Origin of the sequence: Amycolatopsis arida, assembly GCF_900115565.1 — a bacterium.
GTDB classification, from domain to species: domain Bacteria; phylum Actinomycetota; class Actinomycetes; order Mycobacteriales; family Pseudonocardiaceae; genus Yuhushiella; species Yuhushiella arida.
Genome location: NZ_FOWW01000003.1, coordinates 435,480 through 454,972, shown reverse-complemented (window position 1 = coordinate 454,972; position 19,493 = coordinate 435,480). Strand labels below are relative to the sequence as shown.

General features: G+C 72.1%; 21 protein-coding genes and 1 tRNA gene. 10 read left to right on the top strand and 12 right to left on the bottom strand.

Going from position 1 to position 19,493, the window contains the following annotated elements:
- Window positions 1-54 precede the first annotated feature (54 nt).
- From BM051_RS11650 to BM051_RS11630, 5 genes are all read right to left on the bottom strand, one after another.
- Window positions 55-1,905, bottom strand: a complete 1,851-nt coding sequence (locus tag BM051_RS11650) for a phosphoenolpyruvate carboxykinase (GTP) (protein ID WP_092530087.1) — start codon at window positions 1,903-1,905, stop codon at window positions 55-57.
- Between the two features lie 394 nt (window positions 1,906-2,299).
- The gene (locus tag BM051_RS11645; RefSeq protein WP_092530086.1) at window positions 2,300-2,995 is read right to left on the bottom strand and encodes a hypothetical protein; all 696 of its coding nucleotides are present in this window, start codon (window positions 2,993-2,995) and stop codon (window positions 2,300-2,302) included.
- A gap of 130 nt (window positions 2,996-3,125) precedes the next feature.
- Complete coding sequence (locus BM051_RS11640) at window positions 3,126-4,976, bottom strand: dynamin family protein (RefSeq protein WP_092530085.1); 1,851 nt, start codon at window positions 4,974-4,976, stop codon at window positions 3,126-3,128.
- A 58-nt stretch (window positions 4,977-5,034) separates the two neighbouring features.
- Complete coding sequence (locus tag BM051_RS11635; RefSeq protein WP_092530084.1) at window positions 5,035-5,529, bottom strand: nucleotide exchange factor GrpE; 495 nt, start codon at window positions 5,527-5,529, stop codon at window positions 5,035-5,037.
- 2 nt (window positions 5,530-5,531) lie between these two features.
- Window positions 5,532-7,106: a dynamin family protein gene (locus tag BM051_RS11630; RefSeq protein WP_092530083.1), complete on the bottom strand. Its 1,575-nt coding sequence runs from the start codon at window positions 7,104-7,106 to the stop codon at window positions 5,532-5,534.
- 149 nt (window positions 7,107-7,255) lie between these two features.
- Between BM051_RS11630 and BM051_RS11625 the strand changes: the two genes are divergently transcribed.
- From BM051_RS11625 to BM051_RS11610, 4 genes are all read left to right on the top strand, one after another.
- Window positions 7,256-8,461 (top strand): sensor histidine kinase, encoded by a 1,206-nt coding sequence (locus BM051_RS11625; protein ID WP_424923271.1) that lies wholly within the window; start codon window positions 7,256-7,258, stop codon window positions 8,459-8,461.
- A gap of 61 nt (window positions 8,462-8,522) precedes the next feature.
- Entirely contained in the window at window positions 8,523-9,179 is a 657-nt protein-coding gene (locus BM051_RS11620; protein WP_092530082.1) for a response regulator, read from the top strand.
- Window positions 9,180-9,289: 110 nt separating this feature from the next.
- Window positions 9,290-9,802, top strand: a complete 513-nt coding sequence (locus BM051_RS11615; RefSeq protein ID WP_243859443.1) for a RidA family protein — start codon at window positions 9,290-9,292, stop codon at window positions 9,800-9,802.
- Window positions 9,796-10,320 carry a GNAT family N-acetyltransferase gene (locus BM051_RS11610; RefSeq protein WP_092530080.1) on the top strand — a complete coding sequence of 175 codons (525 nt, stop codon included), beginning with the start codon at window positions 9,796-9,798 and terminating at the stop codon, window positions 10,318-10,320. The genes BM051_RS11615 and BM051_RS11610 overlap by 7 nt, the downstream gene beginning before the upstream one ends.
- 425 nt (window positions 10,321-10,745) lie before the next feature.
- Here the strand turns inward: BM051_RS11610 and BM051_RS11600 are convergent, their stop codons facing one another.
- The 3 genes from BM051_RS11600 to BM051_RS11590 all read right to left on the bottom strand — a co-directional run bounded on the left by BM051_RS11600 (window position 10,746) and on the right by BM051_RS11590 (window position 11,808).
- Window positions 10,746-11,009: a type II toxin-antitoxin system RelE family toxin gene (locus BM051_RS11600; RefSeq protein ID WP_092530079.1), complete on the bottom strand. Its 264-nt coding sequence runs from the start codon at window positions 11,007-11,009 to the stop codon at window positions 10,746-10,748.
- Window positions 11,006-11,284, bottom strand: a complete 279-nt coding sequence (locus BM051_RS11595) for a type II toxin-antitoxin system Phd/YefM family antitoxin (protein ID WP_243859445.1) — start codon at window positions 11,282-11,284, stop codon at window positions 11,006-11,008. Before BM051_RS11595 ends, BM051_RS11600 begins: the two co-directional genes overlap by 4 nt.
- Before the next feature lie 62 nt (window positions 11,285-11,346).
- Window positions 11,347-11,808 carry a protein-tyrosine phosphatase family protein gene (locus tag BM051_RS11590; RefSeq protein ID WP_177216917.1) on the bottom strand — a complete coding sequence of 154 codons (462 nt, stop codon included), beginning with the start codon at window positions 11,806-11,808 and terminating at the stop codon, window positions 11,347-11,349.
- Between the two features lie 21 nt (window positions 11,809-11,829).
- On the opposite strand from BM051_RS11590, the gene BM051_RS11585 reads away from it, so the two are divergent.
- Together BM051_RS11585 and BM051_RS11580 are read left to right on the top strand one after the other, a co-directional pair.
- Entirely contained in the window at window positions 11,830-12,522 is a 693-nt protein-coding gene (locus BM051_RS11585; RefSeq protein WP_177216916.1) for a class I SAM-dependent DNA methyltransferase, read from the top strand.
- 10 nt (window positions 12,523-12,532) lie between these two features.
- Complete coding sequence (locus tag BM051_RS11580; protein ID WP_092530077.1) at window positions 12,533-12,778, top strand: hypothetical protein; 246 nt, start codon at window positions 12,533-12,535, stop codon at window positions 12,776-12,778.
- A gap of 662 nt (window positions 12,779-13,440) precedes the next feature.
- Here the strand turns inward: BM051_RS11580 and BM051_RS11575 are convergent.
- Window positions 13,441-13,511: transfer RNA gene (locus BM051_RS11575), tRNA-Gly, on the bottom strand.
- Between the two features lie 114 nt (window positions 13,512-13,625).
- Between BM051_RS11575 and BM051_RS11570 the strand changes: the two genes are divergently transcribed.
- The 4 genes from BM051_RS11570 (at window position 13,626) to BM051_RS11555 (ending at window position 16,907) form a co-directional block, all read left to right on the top strand.
- Window positions 13,626-14,855 (top strand): oxygenase MpaB family protein, encoded by a 1,230-nt coding sequence (locus BM051_RS11570; RefSeq protein ID WP_092530076.1) that lies wholly within the window; start codon window positions 13,626-13,628, stop codon window positions 14,853-14,855.
- A 22-nt stretch (window positions 14,856-14,877) separates the two neighbouring features.
- The gene (gene dcd, locus BM051_RS11565; RefSeq protein ID WP_092530075.1) at window positions 14,878-15,465 is read left to right on the top strand and encodes a dCTP deaminase; all 588 of its coding nucleotides are present in this window, start codon (window positions 14,878-14,880) and stop codon (window positions 15,463-15,465) included.
- 92 nt (window positions 15,466-15,557) lie between these two features.
- Complete coding sequence (locus BM051_RS11560) at window positions 15,558-16,025, top strand: MarR family winged helix-turn-helix transcriptional regulator (RefSeq protein ID WP_092530074.1); 468 nt, start codon at window positions 15,558-15,560, stop codon at window positions 16,023-16,025.
- Window positions 16,026-16,136: 111 nt separating this feature from the next.
- Window positions 16,137-16,907: a CAP domain-containing protein gene (locus BM051_RS11555; RefSeq protein ID WP_243859447.1), complete on the top strand. Its 771-nt coding sequence runs from the start codon at window positions 16,137-16,139 to the stop codon at window positions 16,905-16,907.
- Here BM051_RS11555 and BM051_RS11550 read toward each other — a convergent pair.
- The 3 genes from BM051_RS11550 to BM051_RS11540 all read right to left on the bottom strand — a co-directional run bounded on the left by BM051_RS11550 (window position 16,904) and on the right by BM051_RS11540 (window position 19,493).
- Window positions 16,904-18,043: a helix-turn-helix domain-containing protein gene (locus BM051_RS11550; RefSeq protein ID WP_134046074.1), complete on the bottom strand. Its 1,140-nt coding sequence runs from the start codon at window positions 18,041-18,043 to the stop codon at window positions 16,904-16,906. The two genes, BM051_RS11555 and BM051_RS11550, sit on opposite strands and share 4 nt — an antisense overlap.
- Window positions 18,040-18,651 (bottom strand): hypothetical protein, encoded by a 612-nt coding sequence (locus tag BM051_RS11545; protein ID WP_092530072.1) that lies wholly within the window; start codon window positions 18,649-18,651, stop codon window positions 18,040-18,042. Before BM051_RS11545 ends, BM051_RS11550 begins: the two co-directional genes overlap by 4 nt.
- An 80-nt stretch (window positions 18,652-18,731) precedes the next feature.
- Window positions 18,732-19,493 (bottom strand): crotonase/enoyl-CoA hydratase family protein, encoded by a 762-nt coding sequence (locus BM051_RS11540; protein ID WP_092530071.1) that lies wholly within the window; start codon window positions 19,491-19,493, stop codon window positions 18,732-18,734.

The window sequence follows — 19,493 nt, the reverse complement described above, 5'->3', positions numbered from 1 at the left end:
CACGGCGAAGGGCCCGGTACCGGAGTGGTCCGGCACCGGGCCCCTCGGTCACACTCAGCCGAGGCGCTGGCGGAGGGCCTCCAGCTCGTCACGCAGGGTCGACGGGACCCTGCCGTCGATCTTGGCGAACCACTCCTCGATCAGCGGGAGCTCCTGGCGCCACTCGTCGGCGTCCACCGCGAGCGCGGCCTCGACGTCGGACTTCGGCTCCTCGATGCCGGCCAGGTCGAGGTCGTCGGCGGTGGGCACGAAGCCGATCGGGGTCTCCCGCGCGCCGGCCTTGCCCTCGATCCGCTCGACGATCCACTTGAGTACCCGGGAGTTCTCCCCGAAGCCCGGCCACAGGAAGCGCCCCGGGCGCGGGTGTCCCGCATCAGTCTCAGCGTCGCCGCGACGGAACCAGTTGACGTAGAAGACCCGCGGCAGCTTGGCGCCGTCGGCGTTCTTGCCGAGCTCCAGCCAGTGCTTCAGGTAGTCACCCACGTGGTAGCCGAGGAACGGCAGCATGGCCATCGGGTCGCGGCGCACCTCGCCGACCTTGCCGGCGGCCGCCGCGGTCTTCTCCGACGACATCGTGGCGCCCATGAACACGCCGTGCTCCCAGCTGCGCGCCTCGTTCACCAGCGGGACGGTGGTGGCCCTGCGGCCGCCGAACAGGATCGCCGAGATCGGCACGCCCTTCGGGTCGTCCCACTCGGGCGCGAGGATCGGGCACTGCGCCATCGGGGTGCAGTACCGCGAGTTCGGGTGCGCGGCCGGCTCGCCGGGCTCCGGCGTCCAGTCCTGCTTCTTCCACGACGTGGCGTGCGCCGGCTCGTTCTCCATGCCTTCCCACCACACGTCGCCGTCGTCGGTGAGCGCGACGTTGGTGAAGACGGAGTTGCCCTGCTCGATCGTGCGCATGGCGACCGGGTTGGTCTTCCAGTTGGTGCCGGGCGCGACGCCGAAGAAGCCGAACTCCGGGTTCACCGCGTACAGCCGGCCGTCCTCGCCGAACCGCATCCACGCGATGTCGTCGCCGAGGGTCTCCACCCGCCAGCCGGGAATGGTGGGCTGCAGCATCGCGAGGTTGGTCTTGCCGCAGGCGCTGGGGAACGCGGCGGCGACGTAGTACGCCTTGTTCTCCGGCGAGATGAGCTTGAGGATCAGCATGTGCTCGGCGAGCCAGCCCTCGTCGCGGGCCATCACCGAGGCGATCCGCAGCGAGTAGCACTTCTTGCCGAGCAGCGAGTTGCCGCCGTAGCCGGAGCCGTAGCTCCAGATCATCCGCTCCTCGGGAAAGTGGGTGATGTACTTGGTGTCGTTGCACGGCCACGGCACGTCCTGCTGGCCGGGCTCGAGCGGGGCACCCACGGAGTGCAGCGCGGGCACGAACGGGCGCTCGGTGCCGTCCGGGGCGACGAACTTCTCCAGCGCCTTCGTGCCCATCCGGGTCATCACCCGCATCGAGGCGACGACGTAGGCGAAGTCGGTGATCTCGATCCCGAGCTTCGGGTTGTCGTCGCCGAGCGGGCCCATGCAGAACGGGATGACGTACATCGTCCGGCCCCGCATACAGCCCCGGTAGAGCTCGGTCATGGTGGCCTTCATCTCGTCCGGATGGACCCAGTTGTTGGTCGGCCCGGCGTCCTCCTCGCGCCGCGAGCAGATGAAGGTGCGCTCCTCGACGCGGGCGACGTCGCTGGGGTCGGAGGCGGCCCAGTACGAGTTCGGCTTGGCCTTCAGCGGCACGAACGTGCCGTTGGCGACCAGCTCGGCGTTGATCCGCTCGGCCTCCTCGTCGGACCCGTCGACCCACACCACTCGGTCCGGTGTGGTCAGCTCAGCGACCTCCCGCACCCAGGACAGCACCCCGCTGTGTGTGGTCGGCGCGGCGTCCAGTCCGGGAATGGCAACTGCAGTCATCTCTTCTCCTGACTCCGACGACGAGAGCCCACACCGAACCGAAGTTCGGCGCGGGCTCCCTTGCCGGCGACCGAATGGCTGACGCACACCGGGGCGGCCGGCGTGCTGTTGTCTGGGGATTTCCCGAGAGTAGCGGGGTCAACCACCGGCAACCGAGCCCTGACCTGTCGGTTCTCTCACAAGAACGATAAGGGAATCGATTCAGTTGTCGCTGGATCGGCGTATCGGGGAAGGGTTTCCGGCGGGCGTGGCGGGGTCATTTCCGAGCGCGCGCGGGTACGCGACGACAGCCGGCGGACAACGGAAGGGCCCGGCGCCACCCGCGCCGGGCCCTCACTTGTGTGTTCGTTGTGCTTTACGGCGCTCGTCGCGTGCCGTTGTCGGGGTCGGAAGCTCAGTTCTGGCTGATCCACTGCCCGGTGACCGAGTCGATCTTCGCGACCCCCTCCACGGTGTCCGTGCCGCCGCCCCAGGCGGAGTCGGAGGTGTCGCCGGCGTCGCCCACCGCACGGCTGGTGCTGTCGACCTCGGTCCACTGGCCGTCGCCGGTGTGCTCGTAGGTGGTCGCCTGGCCGCTCGGGTCGATGACCACCGCGACGTCGGCGTCCCCGTCGCCGTCCACGTCGGTGAACCCGATGGTGTTCCCCGCGTCGTCCTGCGCCACCGCGGTGTCGTCGACGCCGTCGTGGTTGGTGTCCACCGTGGCCGGCCCGACCTCGACCTCGCCGTTCGGCAACTCGGCGGTCATGCCGCCCTGCGAGCCGGTCTGGCTCTCCCCGGAGTCGCCGGTCGAGCCGGGGTCGACCGCCACCCAGTCGCCGGTGGACTCGTCGTACGCGGCGTGCGTGACCACCTCGCCGTCGGCGTCGAGCTGGATGTACTGGTCGGCGTCCCCGTCGCCGTCCTCGTCGACGAACGCCTGGGTGGTGCCGTCGGCGTGCTCGATCACCGCGGTGTCCCGCACCCCGTCCTCGTCGATGTCGAGGTTCACCTCGGCGGTGTACTCCTCGCCGTCGACGGTGACGGTCAGCTCATCCTGGCTGCCGGTCGTGCCGGTGGTGTCCGTTCCGCCGCTCTCGTCGACCCACACTGCGAACTCCCCCTCTGGTTGCCGGCCGTCGTGCCGGGAGGTCAGGGCTGGTGCCGTCTGCAGGGTTGAGACTCACCGTAGGCCCGTTCGGTTCCGCGGCACAACAGAGTCCCTGTCGGGACCGGCGGGATCAGCCCCGGTCACGCAGGGCGCGGATCCGGGCGAGGAAGGACTCCGCCCGCTCCCGGCCCTCGGTGACGTCCTTGATCCGCCTGTTCACCAGCGCGAGCTGGCGGGACCGCTCCTGCGTGCCCATCTTGATCGTCTTGTCGATGTCCTTCAGCTCCGCCTCGATGGCCTCGATCCGCCGGCTCAGCGCGTCGTCGAGGGCCAGCGACAGCTGCTGCTCGGCCTCGATCAGCTGCTCGGCCACGAGCTGGTCCAGCGTCGAGCGGGCGTCCGCGATCGACTCGACCAGCCACTGCTTGAGGTGCTGCTTGTCGGCGGCGTGCCGGCGGGTGCGGGCCATCCACCAGCCGGCGCCGAGCCCGATCACGATGGTCACCGGCAGCACCACGGTGAGCGGGTTGACCAGGGCGAGCCCGGCCAGCGGCGCCGCGGCCAGCTTGCCGGCGCCGATCCCGCCGGACATGCCCATGAACACCAGCAGCTTGTCCTCGGCGGTGGGCGGCCGCCGGTCCGGCGGCCGCAGCACCACCGGCGGTCCCCCGGCCCTGGCGAACTGCGCGCGGAGCACGTCGAGCTCCTCCGCGGAGAACAGCTCCGCCAGCACCGCGTCGGTCACCTGGTTCAACCGGTGCGCGAGCAGTGCCGAGATCCGCTGCGACACGGCCTGCAGCGTGGCGTCCACCTGCCGGGGCAGCTCGGCGAGCTGCTCACGGGTGGCCGCGTCGATCCGCTGCCGGAAGTACGACTGGGCGTCCCGCATCTGCCGGCTGGCCTCGTGGCCCATCTCCACCCTGGTGCGCTGCACCTCGCCGCGCAGCCGCACCTGCCAACCGCGGGTGGACGACCGGCGCTCGGCGGTGAGCTGGTCGCGCCGGGCCCGCAGCGCCTCGGCCTCGGCCGCGCCCGCGGACAGCGCCCGCCGCTCGGCCTGCAGTTTCGCGTTCTGCTCGCCGAGCGCGCTGGCCAGCGCGCGCAGCGTGTTCGCCTCGGCCAGCATCGCCGACCGGCCGACCAGCAGCTCCTGCAGCGCCGTCTGCAGCTCGGCGACCCCCGACTTCTCCCGCAGCATCGCCGCGGCCTGCTCGTTCGGGGCCCTGGCCGCCAGCTCGAACATCCGCGCGGACACCGGGTGGAACGGCGCGTCGGCGAACCGGGGCGCGTGCTCGCCGAGCAACTCCCGGTCCGCCTCGAGGATCTCCCGCCAGCCGCGGAACTGGTCGGTCTTGGACAGCGCGAACAGCACGGTCTCCACCCGCTCGGCCATCTCCCGCAGGAACCGCAGCTCGCTCGCGGTGAACGGGGACGAGGCGTCCACCACGAACAGCAGCGCGGTGGCGTTCGCCGCGGCCTCCATCGCCAGCTCGGCGTGCGCGGCCTCCAGCCCCCCGACGCCCGGGGTGTCCACCACGGTGAGCCGTTCCAGCAGCGGCACCGGGCCGGCGACCTCGACGTGGCGCGGCGGCAGCTGGCCCTCCGGCAGCTCGTGCCCCGCGGACACCCAGCGGACCAGTTCGTCCGGCTCGATCGCCACCGGGGCGAGCTGCCCGGGGTAGCAGGCCTGCGCCGCCCACTCTCCGGCGTGCGTGAAGACCAGGTAGGTGCCGGTGGCGACGTCCGCGTCCACGGGGGACAGGTTGGGCGTGGCGAGCAGGGCGTTGACCAGCGAGCTCTTGCCGCGGTTGGTCTCGCCGACCACCACCACCGACGGGTTCTTCGGTCGGGACCGGCGCTGGTCGTCCACCCACTTCGCGGCGTGCGGGTCCAGCTCGCGCAGCAACGACAGCAGCGCCTCCCGTGCCTGCTTCACCTGCGCCGGCAGGCTCGGCCCGCCGCCGAGCGAGGATGCCGTCACCGCCCCACCTGCTTCCTGGCCCTTCCGTCGCGCGAGCCGGACTCTACCGGCGCGGCGCTCAGCGGCGGGTGTACACGGTGACAACCGGGGCGCGCAGCAGCCGGTCGCGGTCCACGAAGCCGACCACCTCGGTCTCCGCGACCGTGCCCTCGAGGGTGACGTCGTCGGTGGGCACCGCGCCGCCCGCCTCGTGGACGGCGGGGTCGAAGCGCTGGCCGTCCGGCCGCAGTGCGGTCACCCCGACCGCGGCGAGGCCCTGCTCCAGCCGCTCGGCGACACCGCCGCTGCGGGCGCGGTCCATGGCGTAGAGGCACAGCTGGATCAGGGCGCGGCGGTCGGCGAGCGCCTGTTCCAACTCGGTCGGCGCGGCCGTGGTCACGGGCTCCACGTCCGGCTTCGACGCGGCCGGCACCGGCCCGGTTCCGCCGTCCGCCTCGGCGATGACATCGGCCGCGATCCGACCGGTCGGGTCGTCGGTGCCGCCCGCGTCGGCGCACTCGGTTCCCTCGGTACCTTCGGCCTGGTCGTCCTCGCCCTTGCGAAACCACGCCATCGTCACCCTCCTCGGCCGGGACTCTGCCGCAGTTGCTGCCAGATCAGGAAGTACGCGCGGTGCACGACGTGCGCGACGCGGCTCTGCGCCGGGGTCGCACCGAACGACGCGAACGAGCGCCACCACCCGGCCCGTTCCAGCGCGTGCGCCGCCAGGTCGGCCCTGTTCGCGCCGGGCATGCCGAGCTGGGCGCCCACGTCGGCGTTGCTGCCCACCCTGAGCACCTCCTCGGCGAGGTCGTCCGGCATGTCCACCGCGCCGGCGGCCACCAGGGTGAGCGCCTCGAGCAGGCGGAGCTGGTGCGCCTCCGGCTTGGCCAGCAACACCTCGATGGCGTCGTGCACCCGCTGGCGCTCCGCCGGGTCGCCGGAGGCGTGCGCGAGCGCGGTGACCGACGCCAGCGCGGCGGCCGCCTTGATGCCGTCGGCGCGGGCGGCGAACACGACGTCGAGCCGGGAGCGCACCGCCGCGAGCCCGGAGGCCTCCAGCAGCGTCCGGCGCAGCGCGCCCGCGGTGATGTCCGGGTCGGCGCGGATGGCGTCCACCGCGCACCGCACGCCGTGGAGGTCGAGCTTCTCCAGCAGCCGCAGCCGAATCCCACTGGGGACCTCGCACTCCCAGCTGGTGAAGATGTCGGCCGAGATCAGCATGGTCTCCAGCACGTCGTCGTCCAGTGTGGACAGCTGGCGGAGGGCGTCGGCGTCGGCGGAGGTGAAGTTGCCCGACTCGGCCGACTCCGCGAGCAGGCCGATCACCGGCAGCACGTCGGCCACCCGTGGCTTGAGCAGCGCGGCCTGCTTCTCGGCCAGCAGTGTCGCGGCCCTCCACACGTCGCCGTCGGCGCCCTGCACCGACTCCGGGGCGATGGTGTCGGCCTTGTTCAGCACGGCGATCGCGTTCACCGGCCCGGCCTCGCGGCTCGCGGTGGCGGCGGTGAACGCGGCCAGCGCCTGCTGGTCGTCGGCGCGGATGCCCTGGGTGACGACGTACAGCACGGCCTCGGCGCCGGCGACGGCGTTGCGCGAGGTCTCGTCCAGCTCGTCGGTGTCCCCGGGGCCTTCCGGCTGTTCCCGCTCGGGGGCGCCGAGCAGCTGCTCCGTCCGGGACACCGACGCGGCGTCCAGCGACCCCAGACCCGGGGTGTCGATCACCGTCATGTGCTGCAGCACGGCGTTGGTCAGGTAGGCCTCGAGGTGCGACACCAGCTCGATGTCCACGCCAAGCTCGGCCGGGATCATGCCGTCCGCGGCGAACGGCAGCACCTGCTTGCGGCCGTCGGTGAACACCACCTCGATCCGGTCCACCGTGCCGTACTGGAAGCGGGTGACCAGCCGGGTGCACTCGCCGACGTCGGTGGGCGCCACCCGCCGCCCGATCAGGGCGTTGACCAGTGTGGACTTGCCGGACTTGATCCGCCCGGCCACGGCGACCTGCAGCGGCGCGTCGAGCCGGCGGAGCACCTCGGCGAACCCGGCGGCGGTGCGCGCGGAGACCTGCGGCTGCAGCCGGCGGCAGAGGTTGGCCACCGAGGTCGACAGCGGGCCGGCGAGCCGCCGCTGCTCCGTCGGTGCCGTCACGCCGCCCTCCCCTTCCGGTGCCGCCACGAGCGCTGCCCGGAATCGTGCCACGCGTCATTCCCGGGTCGCATCGAAGGTGCTACCGCTGGGCGACGCGGATCCGCTCGCGCCGCGCCTACTGTTGTCGGGTGCGGCGGCTCAGCTTGTGGATGCGGGCGCATCCGGTGGTCGGGGACAGCCTGATCGCGGTGCACCTCCTGCTCATGGACCTGACCATCCTGGTCGCCGCGCGGTTCGATCCGACAGGGGCCATGCCACCGTGGTACGTCGCGGTTCCCGTCGACATCGCGGTGGTGCTGCCGGTGGTGTTCCGCCGGAAGCACCCGTTGTGGGCGGGATACGCGGCGCTGCTCACCGGCGCGGTGCACGCCGCGCTGGAGCTCGGCTTCGCCAGCGTGTTCACCAGTGGCATCGCCGTCTACAGCGTCGTCGTGTACGCGCGCCGGCGGCCGGCGGCGCTGTTCGTCACGGTGGTGCTCGTCGTGAGCGCGGTGCACCTGCTGCTGCAGTTCCGCGAAGACTGGCTGGCCCTGGCGATTTCCACCGTGCTGCTGATCGCGTTCTGCTGGCTGCTCGGCGAGTTCGTCGGCGCGCGGCGGGCCTACCAGGCGGAGGTCGAGGCGCGGCTGCACCTGCTGGAGACCGAGCGGGACCAGGCGACCCGGATCGCGGTGGCGGAGGAGCGCGGCCGGATCGCCCGCGAGTTGCACGACGTGGTGGCGCACGCGGTGAGCGTGATCGTGGTGCAGGCCGACGGCGCGTCGTACACGCTGCGCAGCGACCCCGACGTGGCCGAACGCGCGGTGCGGACGATCTCGGCGACCGGGCGGGCGGCGCTGGCCGAGCTGCGCCGGCTGCTGGAGGTGCTGCGTGACGACGGCTCGGGGGACTCCGGCGGGCAGCCGCGGGTGCCGCAGCCGGGCGCGGACGCGCTGGCCGAGCTGGCCGACCGGGTGCGCGCGGCCGGCCTCCCGGTGCGGCTGGACGTGGACGGTGACCTCGGCGACCTGCCGGCCGGGGTGTCGCTGGGCATCTACCGGATCGTGCAGGAGTCGCTCACCAACACGCTGAAACACGCCGGGCGGGACGCCGCGACGACCGTGCGGGTGTGCCGTCGCGACGACGTGGTGGAGGTGGACGTCAGCGACGACGGCGCGGGCCGGGCGCGGGCGCTGGTGCCGGAGGGAGCGACCGCGGTGCCGGGCGGGAACGGGTTGATCGGGATGCGCGAGCGGGCGAACGTGCTGGGCGGGACGTTGGACGTCGGGCCGGCGCCGGGTGGGGGCTGGCGGGTGCGGGCGAGTTTGCCGCTTGTCAAGGAGACCGAAAGTTGGCACCGCACGGCGACGGACTGATCCGACCCCAACGGCCGACTTTCGGTCGGATTGGCATCTACCAACACTGTAGGTTGGCGCCGTGATCTCCGTGGTGCTCGTCGACGACCAGGAGCTGATGCGCGTCGGCTTCCGCATGGTGCTGGGCGCGCAGTCCGACATCGAGGTGGCGGGCGAGGCCGGCGACGGGGCGCAGGCGGTGGAGCTGGCCGAGCGGCTGCGGCCGAACGTCGTGCTGATGGACGTGCGGATGCCGGTGCTGGACGGGGTGGAGGCCACCAAGCGGATCGTCGCCGCCGGCACCTCCCGAGTGCTGGTGATGACGACGTTCGACCTGGACGAGTACGTGTACGCGGCGCTGCAGGGCGGGGCGAGCGGGTTCCTGCTGAAGGACACGCCGCCGGACCACCTGGTGACGGCGCTGCGGTCGGTGGCGGCCGGGGACGCGGTGGTGTCGCCGAGCGTGACCCGGCGGCTGCTGGACCGGTTCATCGGCAGCGGGGGGCCGCCGGTGCGCGACGCGGCGGTGCTCGACGTGCTGACCGACCGGGAGCGCGAGGTGCTGGTCCTGATCGCGAAGGGGCTGTCGAACCTGGAGATCGCCGGGAAGCTGTTCCTCTCCGAGGCGACGGTGAAGACGCACGTGGGGCGGATCCTGTCGAAGCTGGCGCTGCGGGACCGGGTGCAGGCGGTGGTGTTGGCCTACGAGACGGGGTTGGCCCGGCCGGGCGCGCGGTGAATATCGGTTGCCGGCGGCGGTAGCGTGCGGGCGTGAGCGAGCGTGCGAGCGAACCCTTCGACACGGCAGGCTCGGCGAACGCCGCTGACGAGCGCCAGCGAGGAGGGGGCGTGAGCGAGCGTGCGAGCGAACCCTTCGACACGGCAGCCTCGGCGAACGCCGCTGACAAGCGCCAGCGAGGAGGGGGCGCTCGCAACGGTGTGCGGTTGGTGCGCGGCGCCGAGCTGTCGGACGTCGCCGAGTACGCCTACGCCGCAGTGGTCGAGGCGCCCGCGCGGTTCGTGTTCGCCGCGGGCGCGTGCCCGCTGGACGAGAACGGCGCGACGGTGGCCGTGGGGGACTACGCCGGCCAGGCCCGGCAGGTGATGGCGAACCTGCGGACCGCGCTGCGCGAGGCGGGGGCGGAGCTGACCGACGTGGTGAAGACGACGGTGTTCGTGGTTTCCGCGAAGCAGGACGACCTGGTGGCGGCCTGGGAGGTGGTCCGCGACGCGTTCGGCGACCACGACCCGCCCAGCACGCTGCTCGGCGTCGCCGCCCTGGGCTACGACGACCAGCTCGTCGAGGTCGAGGCCATCGCCGTCACCCGCTCACAGCCACGTCTCTCGGAGGGCACATGGTGACAGGGGAGCTCGTCCGGCTGCGGCCGCTCGAACCGGAGGACGCCGACGCCTTCTGGCGCTGGCACAACGACCCGGACGTGGTCCGGTGGCTGGTGGCCGACTACGACGAGTCGCTGGCGCAGATCCGCCGGCGGTTCGCCGAGCGCGGGCCGAACACGTACTCGAACGTGGCGTTCGGCATCGAGACCCTCGCCGAGGGCAGGCTGATCGGCAGCTGCACGCTGCGGGACGCGTCGCCGGAGACGGCGCGGGCCTGGTTCGACCTCTACATCGGTGAGAAGGACCACTGGGGCGGCGGGTTCGGCACCGACGCGACGCGGACACTGTGCCGGTACGGGTTCGAGATGATGCGGCTGCACTCGATCGCGCTGTGGGTGGTCGCGGAGAACGCGGCGGCCGTGCGGGCCTACGAGAAGGTCGGGTTCCGGGTGGACGGCCGGCACCGGGAGTCCTTCCGCGGCGCGGGCCGCTGGCACGACGAACTCCTGATGAGCCTCCTGGAAGGGGAACTCACCTGACCTCCGGCCCTCGTAAACCGGGGCGCCCGCCCTGGGTGACGACGACCAGTTCCTCGAGCCGAGGCGGCCGCCGTCACCCAGAGTGAGCATTGGCTGTGAGGTTGGCGACTAGAAATCCCTGTCGGTGCGTGCCATTCGCTGCCCCCTTTCCGTTGTCGGCACGAGTCAGCCTGCCGTGGATGAAGCAGCGGTGCCAGCCACCAAACCGGGCTGCGCTGGCTACGCGGCGTCACCGTTTGGCGCGCCGGTTCCGACCTTCAGGCGGAGGTGCCGAGCCGATCAACCGGGGCGCGGCGAGGACCCAGTCGGTCGGGAGGAGGAAGTCCGGCCAGGTGATCCACTCGTGCGGCCAGTCCGATGCCCCCTGGTGCCGGCGGCGCAGCCGAAGTCGGGGCGCGACCCGTCCCGAAGCGGCGGTTGTGTCGTTACCGGCCGCGATAGCTGTCGCGACGATGGCCGAGGTCGATCACCACCACGAGCAGACGGTCGTCTTCGATCGTGTAGATCACGCGGTAGTCGCCAGCTCTGACCCGGTAGGCACCGGAAAGGCCCTGCAGGGCGATCGCGCCATGTGGTCGTGGATCTTCGGCGAGCTGGTCGATGCGATGTTGGAGGCGCCGCCTGATCGGCTTGTCGAGTTTGGCGAGCGCCCTCAAGGCGCTACGGGTGATCTCGATTCGGTAGGTCACTGATCAGCGGCCTCGGACTCCAACAGCGCGACCGCTTCGTCCCAGGGGATCGTGGGTTCCCCGGCCTGCAGGACCTCATTCGCCCTGCGTGACCAGTACGCGTCCTCGAGCTCGTCCAGCCGCTCGGCGACATCCGCGGGGACGATGGCGCCCACTCGCCGGCCGTGTCGGGTCAGGTAGACGACGCCTCCGTCCCGGACGTCGGTGTCGAGCAGCGCGGGGAGTTGCCCGCGTGCCTCCGTCACGGGAATCTCGCGATCGGGCATGGCACTCATGTACATAATGTACATCTAGTACATTATGCGGGCAAATGTGGCCGGCTACGTCCGGGTTCCCGTCAGCCGGCTTGACAGGACTGGGTGTGCCGGGCGAACCAGGTGACCCACGTGCGTTGCCACGGGGTCTCGACGGCCCGCTTGTCGTGGTGGGCGCGGACCCAGGTGACGGCTTCCTCCGGCGGCAGCCCGGTCGCCGTGGCGAGGCAGGCCAGCACGGTCCCGGTGCGGCCGATCCCGCCGTGGCAGGCGACCTCCACCGCGGCGCCGGCGCGGGCGAGGTCGAGCAGCCCGACGATGCGGGTCGCGGCGAGGGCCCAGTCGGTCGGCAGGAGGAAGTCCGGCCAGGTGATCCACTCGTGCGGCCAGTCCAGCGCCCCCTGGTGTCGGCGGCGCAGCCGGGCCGAGCCGAGGTAGAGGCCGAAGTCGGGGCGCGGCCCGCCGGGTACCGGGCGGCCCAGCCCGCGGCCGCGGACCATCGTGCCGTCGGGCAGGGCGATCGCGCCGACCAGAGTTCCTTCCATACTGGGATTCTCCCTCGCTCCATGCCGGGCTTCGATAGCGTGCCCGGCGTGACCGACTTCCTCGCCCGCACCCGCGCCTCGTACGACACCCTCGCCGCCGACTACACCGACTGGATCACCGACGAGCTGGCCGCCAGGCCGCTCGACCGGGCGTTGCTCACGGCGTTCGCCGAGCTGGTCCGAGCCGGCGACGGTGGGCCGGTCGCCGACATCGGCTGCGGTCCCGGTCGGATGAGCGCGTTCCTGCACGACCTCGGGGTGGACGTGTTCGGGATCGACCTGTCGCCCCGGATGGTGGCGATCGCCCGGCGGTTGTACCCGGACCTGCGGTTCGCCGAGGGGTCGATGACCGAGCTGGCCCTGCGCGACGGCTCGCTGGGCGGAATCGTGGCATGGTACTCGGTGATCCACGTGCCGGAGGAGGAGCTTCCGCGGGTCTTCGTCGAGTTCCACCGGGTGCTGGCGCCAGGAGGGTACCTGCAGCTCGCGTTCCAGGCGGGCGACGAGGTGGCGCACTGGACGGAGGTCGCGGGCCACACCATCTCGCTCGACTTCCACCGCCGGCAGCCGGACCGCGTCACGGAGCTGTTGCGCCGAGCGGGGTTCGAGGTCCGCACCCGCACGCTGCGCGAACCCGACGACGACGGGCGATTCCCGGAGAGCACGCCGCAGGCGTACCTGCTGGCCCGCAAGCAAACCGAGGAGCGGCCGTAGTCTCGGTCGCATGGACGTAAACGGTGTCGTCGCGATCCTCGTCATCCTGGCCATCTTCGGCTTCGTCCTGAACGGCCTGGTGTGGGTGGCGGCACAGGTCCGGCGACGCGGTGCCGGCATCGGCTTCCTGGGCCCCTTCGACGAGATCTGGCACCCGGCCGGCTACCGGGCCCGCCTCGACATCGAGATCCAGGCCGAGCACCGCGCCCCGGCCCCCTCCCCCGGCGACCCCCCGACCGATGCCGAGCGTCGGTGACCCGGGTGCGGTAGCTCCGATCTGGCGGTGCGCTCGTCAGCACGTCGGACACCACGGGCCTTCAGAACGGGACGGGGCGCGCCCCGCCCACCCCGGGGGTCGGCGGCCGCTCCAGCGTATCGGCGCCCGGGAGGTTGCGACGGTGCCCGCGAAATCCGTGGATCCCTTTCGGGGGATGGGAACAACCGACGGGTGCACAGCGTCGTGTGCTGCGCCGGGAGGGTCCTCCTCGCGTACCCGCTGCGGGTGCATCCCGTGCCGGGGTTGTCGTGTCGTCGGGGAGTGTGGTCCCCACCCCGAAACCTGATTGTGTTGACGGTCGTCGGCACCGTGTCAAGGCGGGAAAGCGTGCCTTGACACGGCACCGCCGACCGCACAGCGGCTTCGGATCGGGTGGGGAGGGGGAATGGATGACGGCCCTTGTCCCATGGACGTGCCTCAGCCCGGGTGGCTGAGGTGCAGCCTTCCGGAACGAGGCGCACTCTCGAATCGGGCGATGATCCCTGGACCTCCGCGCCTGCGGGGGCCTGTCCCGCCCGAGACCCCACCCCGCGCACCGCTGCCGCCGGCCCCGCCAGGACACCGCGCCGCCGCGGTGGCCTGAGAAGCACCAAGGCCCAGGTCCACAGTAGACATCTGCTGACCTGGGCCTTCGTCTGAAGAGCGGATGACGGGAATCGAACCCGCGTTCTCAGCTTGGGAAGCTGATGTTCTACCATTGAACTACATCCGCAGCGCGACGCCAGCATACTAGACCGCTCGGCGCGGCCGCGCGGCACCCTTGACGCCACCCCTCCCAAGTGACAACACTTGTTGTCGACTCCCCTGTGAGGCCGAGGTGAGCGGCATGTCGAACCAGCCCTTGGCGGATCCGGAGCTCTTCCGACACGGCGGGCTCCGGCTGGCCGCCCGGTTCCTGATCCCCGACGACGTCCCCCGTCGCGTCCACGTCGACGAGCGCCAACTCCGCCGCCTCCGCGAGTTCGCCGAGGTCCAGGACCCGCTCGCCGACGACCTCGTCGCCGCGAGGGTCGACCGCGCGCTCTTCGAACAGGCCCTCACCGAGGGCATCGACGCCGTCGACGACCCGCCACCGCGGCTGGCCGCCTTCTGCCGCGCCGTCGAGGCCACCCCGTACTGGGTCGACCCGGTCCGCCTCGACCGCGGCGCCCGCGCCATCACCCGCGCCGGCCTGCTCGGCCTCTTCCCGCTCGGCGACATGTCCCTCATGGGCGGCTACCTCGCCTCCCGCGCGACGAAGTCGCTCGTCGGCACGGGCGCCATCGAGTACGACGCCACCCGACGCCTCGTCGAGACCGCCACCTGGTGGATCCACGTCACCACCCCCGGCGCGCTCCGCCCCGGCGCCCTCGGCTACGCCTCCGCCCTGCGCGTCCGCGTCGTCCACGCCCACGTCCGCGCCGCGATGAACCGCCGCGACGACTGGGACTACGCCGCATGGGACCGCCCGGTCAACCAGGTCCAGACCGCCGGCACCCTGCTCCTCTTCTCCCTGGTCTACGTCCTCGGCACCCAGCTGCTCGGCATCCGCTACACCGCTCGCGAGCGCGCCGACATCCTGCACCTCTGGCGCTACGTCGGCTGGCTCCTCGGCGTCGCCGACGAGCTGCTGCCGGCCACCGAGGTCGACGCGTGGCGCCTGCTCTGGCTGCTCGCCGCCACCGAGTTCATCCCGGACGCCGACTCCCGCCGCCTCGCCGCCGCGCTGCTGCGCTCCCACGCCGCGGTCGGCGAGGGCCGCGGCGCGCTCGGCAAGGTGCTGTCGCACGTCTCGGTCCGCGTCCACTCCTCGATCAGCCGCCTGGTGCTCGGCAAGGCCAACGCGGACTACCTGGGCCTTCCCAACGACCGCGTGGCCCAGGCCGCGGTGCTCACCGCCGCCGCGGCCAACTTCGCCGCCGAGACCGTGCGCCGCCGCGTGCCCGGCGCCACCGCGCTGCAGGAGCGCCTCGGCCGCGCCGGCCGCCACCACTACGTCGCCCACCTCGGCCGGATCTTCCACCCCGACACCACCTACGCGCGGCACATGCGCGGCACGCCCTCGACCGCCGCCTGACCCGCGTGGTTAGGGTGTCCGGGTGCTGCTCAGTGACCGGGACCTCCGCAACGAGCTCGACTCCGGGCGTCTCGGGGTGGATCCGTTCAGCCCCAAGGCGCTGCAACCGTCCAGCATCGACATCAGGCTCGACCGCTTCTTCCGGGTGTTCGACAACACCAAGTACACCCACATCGACCCCTCCCTTCAGCAGGACGAGCTGACGTCGCTGGTCGAGAAGGAGGGCGACGAGGACCCGTTCGTGCTGCACCCCGGCGAGTTCGTGCTGGGCTCCACCTACGAGCTGGTGACCCTGCCCGACGACCTCGCCGGCCGGCTCGAGGGCAAGTCGTCGCTCGGCCGGCTCGGCCTGCTCACCCACTCCACCGCGGGCTTCATCGACCCCGGATTCTCCGGCCACATCACCCTGGAGCTGTCCAACGTCGCCAACCTCCCGATCACCCTGTGGCCGGGCATGAAGATCGGCCAGCTCTGCCTGTTCCGGCTCACCAGCGCGGCCGAGCACCCCTATGGCTCGTCCCATGCGGGGTCGCGTTACCAGGGCCAGCGCGGACCCACGCAGAGCCGCGCCCACCTCAACTTCGACCGCGTGGACACCCGCCGCCGGTAACGCCACGACGGCGGAGCGCGCGGGGGCGAGCTTCGAGCACGCGAACGTCTCGCCTGTTTGGTTCTTTTGGGCTGCCGAAATAGGATCGGGGCGTGTCCAGCGAGCGCGCGAAGCTGATCGAGCAGGTCCTGAGCGGCGGCCGCGAGCTGTCCACGGCGACGGTCATGTTCCACACCGCCATCGCCGAGCGGGTCGGGCTGTCGCCGGTGGAGATGAAGACGGCCGACTACCTGGAGCGCCTCGGCCCGCTCACCCCGAAGGAGCTCGTCGAGCACTCCGGGCTGGCGCCCGCGTCCGTCACGGCGCTGATCGACCGGTTGGAGCGCAAGGGCTTCGTCCGGCGCCGCCCGCACCCCGCCGACCGGCGCCGGGTGCTCGTCGAGCTGGCCCCGCGCCCGGTGGACGAGTCGCCGTGGGAGTTCCTCATCGCGCGGCTCACCGACGTGTGCAAGCGGTTCTCCGACGACGAGTTGCGGGCGATCGTCCAGTTCCTCGACTTGGCCACCCGGCACACCCATGACTCGGCGGCGCGGATCACCGAGTCCCCGAAAGAGGGTTGATCGCCCCGAGGTGATCAACGGAAAGTACCGAGGACGGGTTCTCAGCCTCACCCGTTAGTGGTAATTTACGGCACCGTGTCCGCTCCGAGACGGAATCGTAAGCCGTTGCTGGTGGCGCTGAGTGTGCTGGTCGGCGTCGCGCTCGCGGCCAGCAGCCAGCTCGTCCTGCGGGACTGGCCCTCCGACCACCCGGACCTCGCCGGGGCGCCCACCCTCGCCGCGTCCCTGCCTCGGGGCGGGGCGTTCGGCGCGGGAGAGGAGCCGGCCGGCGCCGGTGTCGACGGCGGTGGCAGCGCCGTGACCACCCCGCCGACCTCGGACACCGACGATCCGGAGGGCACCGCCGACCCGGCCGAGACCACCACCACGGAGGCCGAGGAGACGTCCGGCGAGTCGGCGCCGTCCGGCACCTCGACCGGCACCCCGGCTGGTGCCGCGCCGCGCGGCGACACGACCAGCGAGCCGCGTCGCGCGCCGGCACCGCCCCCCAGCAGCGACCCGCCGGCGCGTTCCGGTTCCCACGCCGACCGAGTGGTGGAGCTGGTGAACCAGGCCAGGTCCTCGGCCGGTTGCGGTTCGCTGCGCGTCGACGCCCGGCTGACGAAGGCCGCGCAGGGCCACAGTGACGACATGTCCGCCCGCGGCTACTTCTCGCACACCACACCCGAGGGCGTCACGTTCGCCGAGCGCGTCCGCGCGGCCGGCTACCCGCGACCGGGTGGGGAGAACATCGCCAGGGGCGCGCGGAGCGCCGAGCAGGTCATGCGGATGTGGATGAGCTCCGACGGCCACCGGCGGAACATCCTCAACTGCTCGTTCCGGGCCATCGGCGTCGGCGTCACCACCGCCGGCTGGTACTGGACCCAGAACTTCGGCTACTAGGGTGCCGGCTGTTCGGTCGACGCCCGGGACGTCGCGCGCCGGTGCGCCGGGAAGCGCACCACGTTGTCGGCTCGCGTCTCGGCGGACCCGCTCCGGGCGACCTTGCGCGGCAACTCGTCACTCCTCGCGTACTGCCGGAGGACGGTGAGCGCGAGCTCCTCCGACCAGCCCGCGTCCTGGGCGAGCCGCTCGGTGTTCGGCCCCGCGCCGTAGGCGATCTCGGCGAGTTTGCGGAAGCCGCGGGGCTTCTCCTCCGGCACGAATCCCGGTTCCTGCCGGTTCCAGCCACGCTTGCTGAGCTGCTTGTACAGGCTGAGCGACCGGTCGGCGTCGATCACGCCGAGCTCCCGGGCTCGGCGGACCAGTGCCTTGACCGAGACGCCCCACCGGGTCTTCACCATGGTCAGGCTGTTGAGCGTCGGGTTGCTCGGCAGGGCGGTGACGATGCTGTCCCTCGGGGTGAGGAGCTCGGCCGCGAACGCGTCGGCCTCGGCTTCGATCTCCCTGCCGGCCTGCCCCGGACGGTGCAGCACGAGGTGCCCGAGTTCGTGGGCGACGGTGAACCGCACCCGGTCGGCGGGGACACCCGTCATCAGCCCGATGATCGGGGTGTCCCCGTGCCAGGCGCTGAAACCGTCCATCGTGGACAGCGTGATCGGCAGTCCCAGCACGCGGACGCCGAGACGTTCCACGGCGAGGACGAGGTACGGCAGGGGTTCCCGCTGGTTGAAGCCCAGCAGGTGGCGGACCCGGCGGGCCGCGTCGGCCGGGCCCTCGCCGTCCTCCCTGCTCAGTCGGGTGGGGAGGGCGGCGGCGGTCTCGGTGAGCCGCTGGTACTCCTCGTTGACCAGGTTGGCCCATTCGAGCGCCACGGAACGGTCCCGCTGGGACACCCGGCTCCGGGCCCGGAACTGTGGCGACAGGGCCTGGAGCGGCGCCGCCGGGGCGCGTCGCAGGCAGTCGCTGGTGACGCCGAGCTCGACGGCGAGCATCTGCTCGAGCTCGGCGTCGCAGCGCGCCTCGTCCTTCTCGATCCGGGAGACGCGGTCCTGGGTCGTCAGCACCCGGTGGGCGAGTTCGGCCTGCGTCATCCCGTGCATGAGACGGAGCCGCCGAACCCGTTGCCCGTAGATCATCCCGTGTCTTCTTCCCAGAGCGTCGACTGTCGTGGCGCCGGCCGGAGCTCGTCCAGGTCGGCGGCGCTGAACGTGGCCATCTCCCGGCGCAGCGGGCCGGCCCACTCGTACCGGAGGTTATCCCGCCGGTGGTCGCCGCCGAGGGGGCGCACCAGGGTCATGGCGGGGTCCAGCACACCATGGTCCTCCGACCACAGCAACAGCAGGTTGTCCGTGGGCAACCCGGGCAGATCGAGCACGGGTTCCTGCCGCCAGAACTGCCGCTGCCGCCGCGATTGCGGGAGCGGGATCTCGTGCTCGACAGGATCCGACCTGACCTTGCGCATCTTGCGCACCCAGATCACCACGTTCTCGTACGGCACCAGCAGTCCGGACATGGACAGCAGTGGGCGGTCTCCCTTCGGATGCCGCGCGATCAGGCCAGCTCGGTACAGCCGGTCGAGCACCTTCCGGCGTGCCACGGTCGGGAAGAAGTGGGCGTCGTCCTGGCGCTGGTACTCCTCGTCAGCGTGGTACCGGACGGCGTGTTCCAAGCCCTCCGACACAGCGTCGAACAGCTGGGGAATGACGGGTTGAAGGGCCTCGACGGCCTGCCGGTAGCTCACCATGCGGCATATTATGGCGCGGCTTTTCACCTCCGGTTGGGCTTCCACGGGGCGTGTCGCGCGCCGGGTGAAGCAGGGCCGGCTCAGTCGAACTCGCCGTGCCTGCCGGCGCCGGCGGCGAAGCGCTGCGCGCCGGCGAGGCTGTCGGCCGACAGCGACACCAGCCCGTGCCGGAACTCGTTCCCCAGCGCCGTCCGCTCGTCCAGCCCGTCCTGCTCCAGCACCGACAACCGGTCCCGGCGCAGGCAGGTCTGCGGGAAGCGAGCCAGCTCGGCGGCCAGCTCCTCGGCCGCCTGCCGCGCCCCGCCCTTCGGCACCACGCGGTTGACCAGCCCCATCTCCAGCGCCTCGGCGGCGGACACCGGCCGCCCGGTGAGGATCAGGTCCAGTGCGCGGCCGGTGCCGATCAGCCGGGGCAGCCGCACCGTGCCGCCGTCGATGAGCGGCACCCCCCACCGGCGGCAGAACACGCCGAGCACGGCGTCGTCCTCGGCCACCCGCAGGTCGCACCAGATCGCCAGCTCCAGCCCGCCGGCCACGGCGTGCCCGGGAATCGCGGCGATCACCGGCTTGCCCAGCCGCAGCCGGCTCGGCCCCATCGGCCCGTCGCCGTCCTCGGCCAGCCGGTTGCCGTCCGGGGTGCCGACGGCCTTGAGGTCGGCACCGGCGCAGAACGTGCCGCCCTCGCCCCAGAGCACCGCCACGGCGGCCGTGTCGTCGGCGTCGAACTCGCGAAACGCCGCCGCCAGCGCCGCGGCCGTCGAGCCGTCGACGGCGTTGCGCCGCTCCGGCCGCGACAGGATCACCGTGGTGACGGCTCCTTCGCGCTCCACCCGAACGGACAT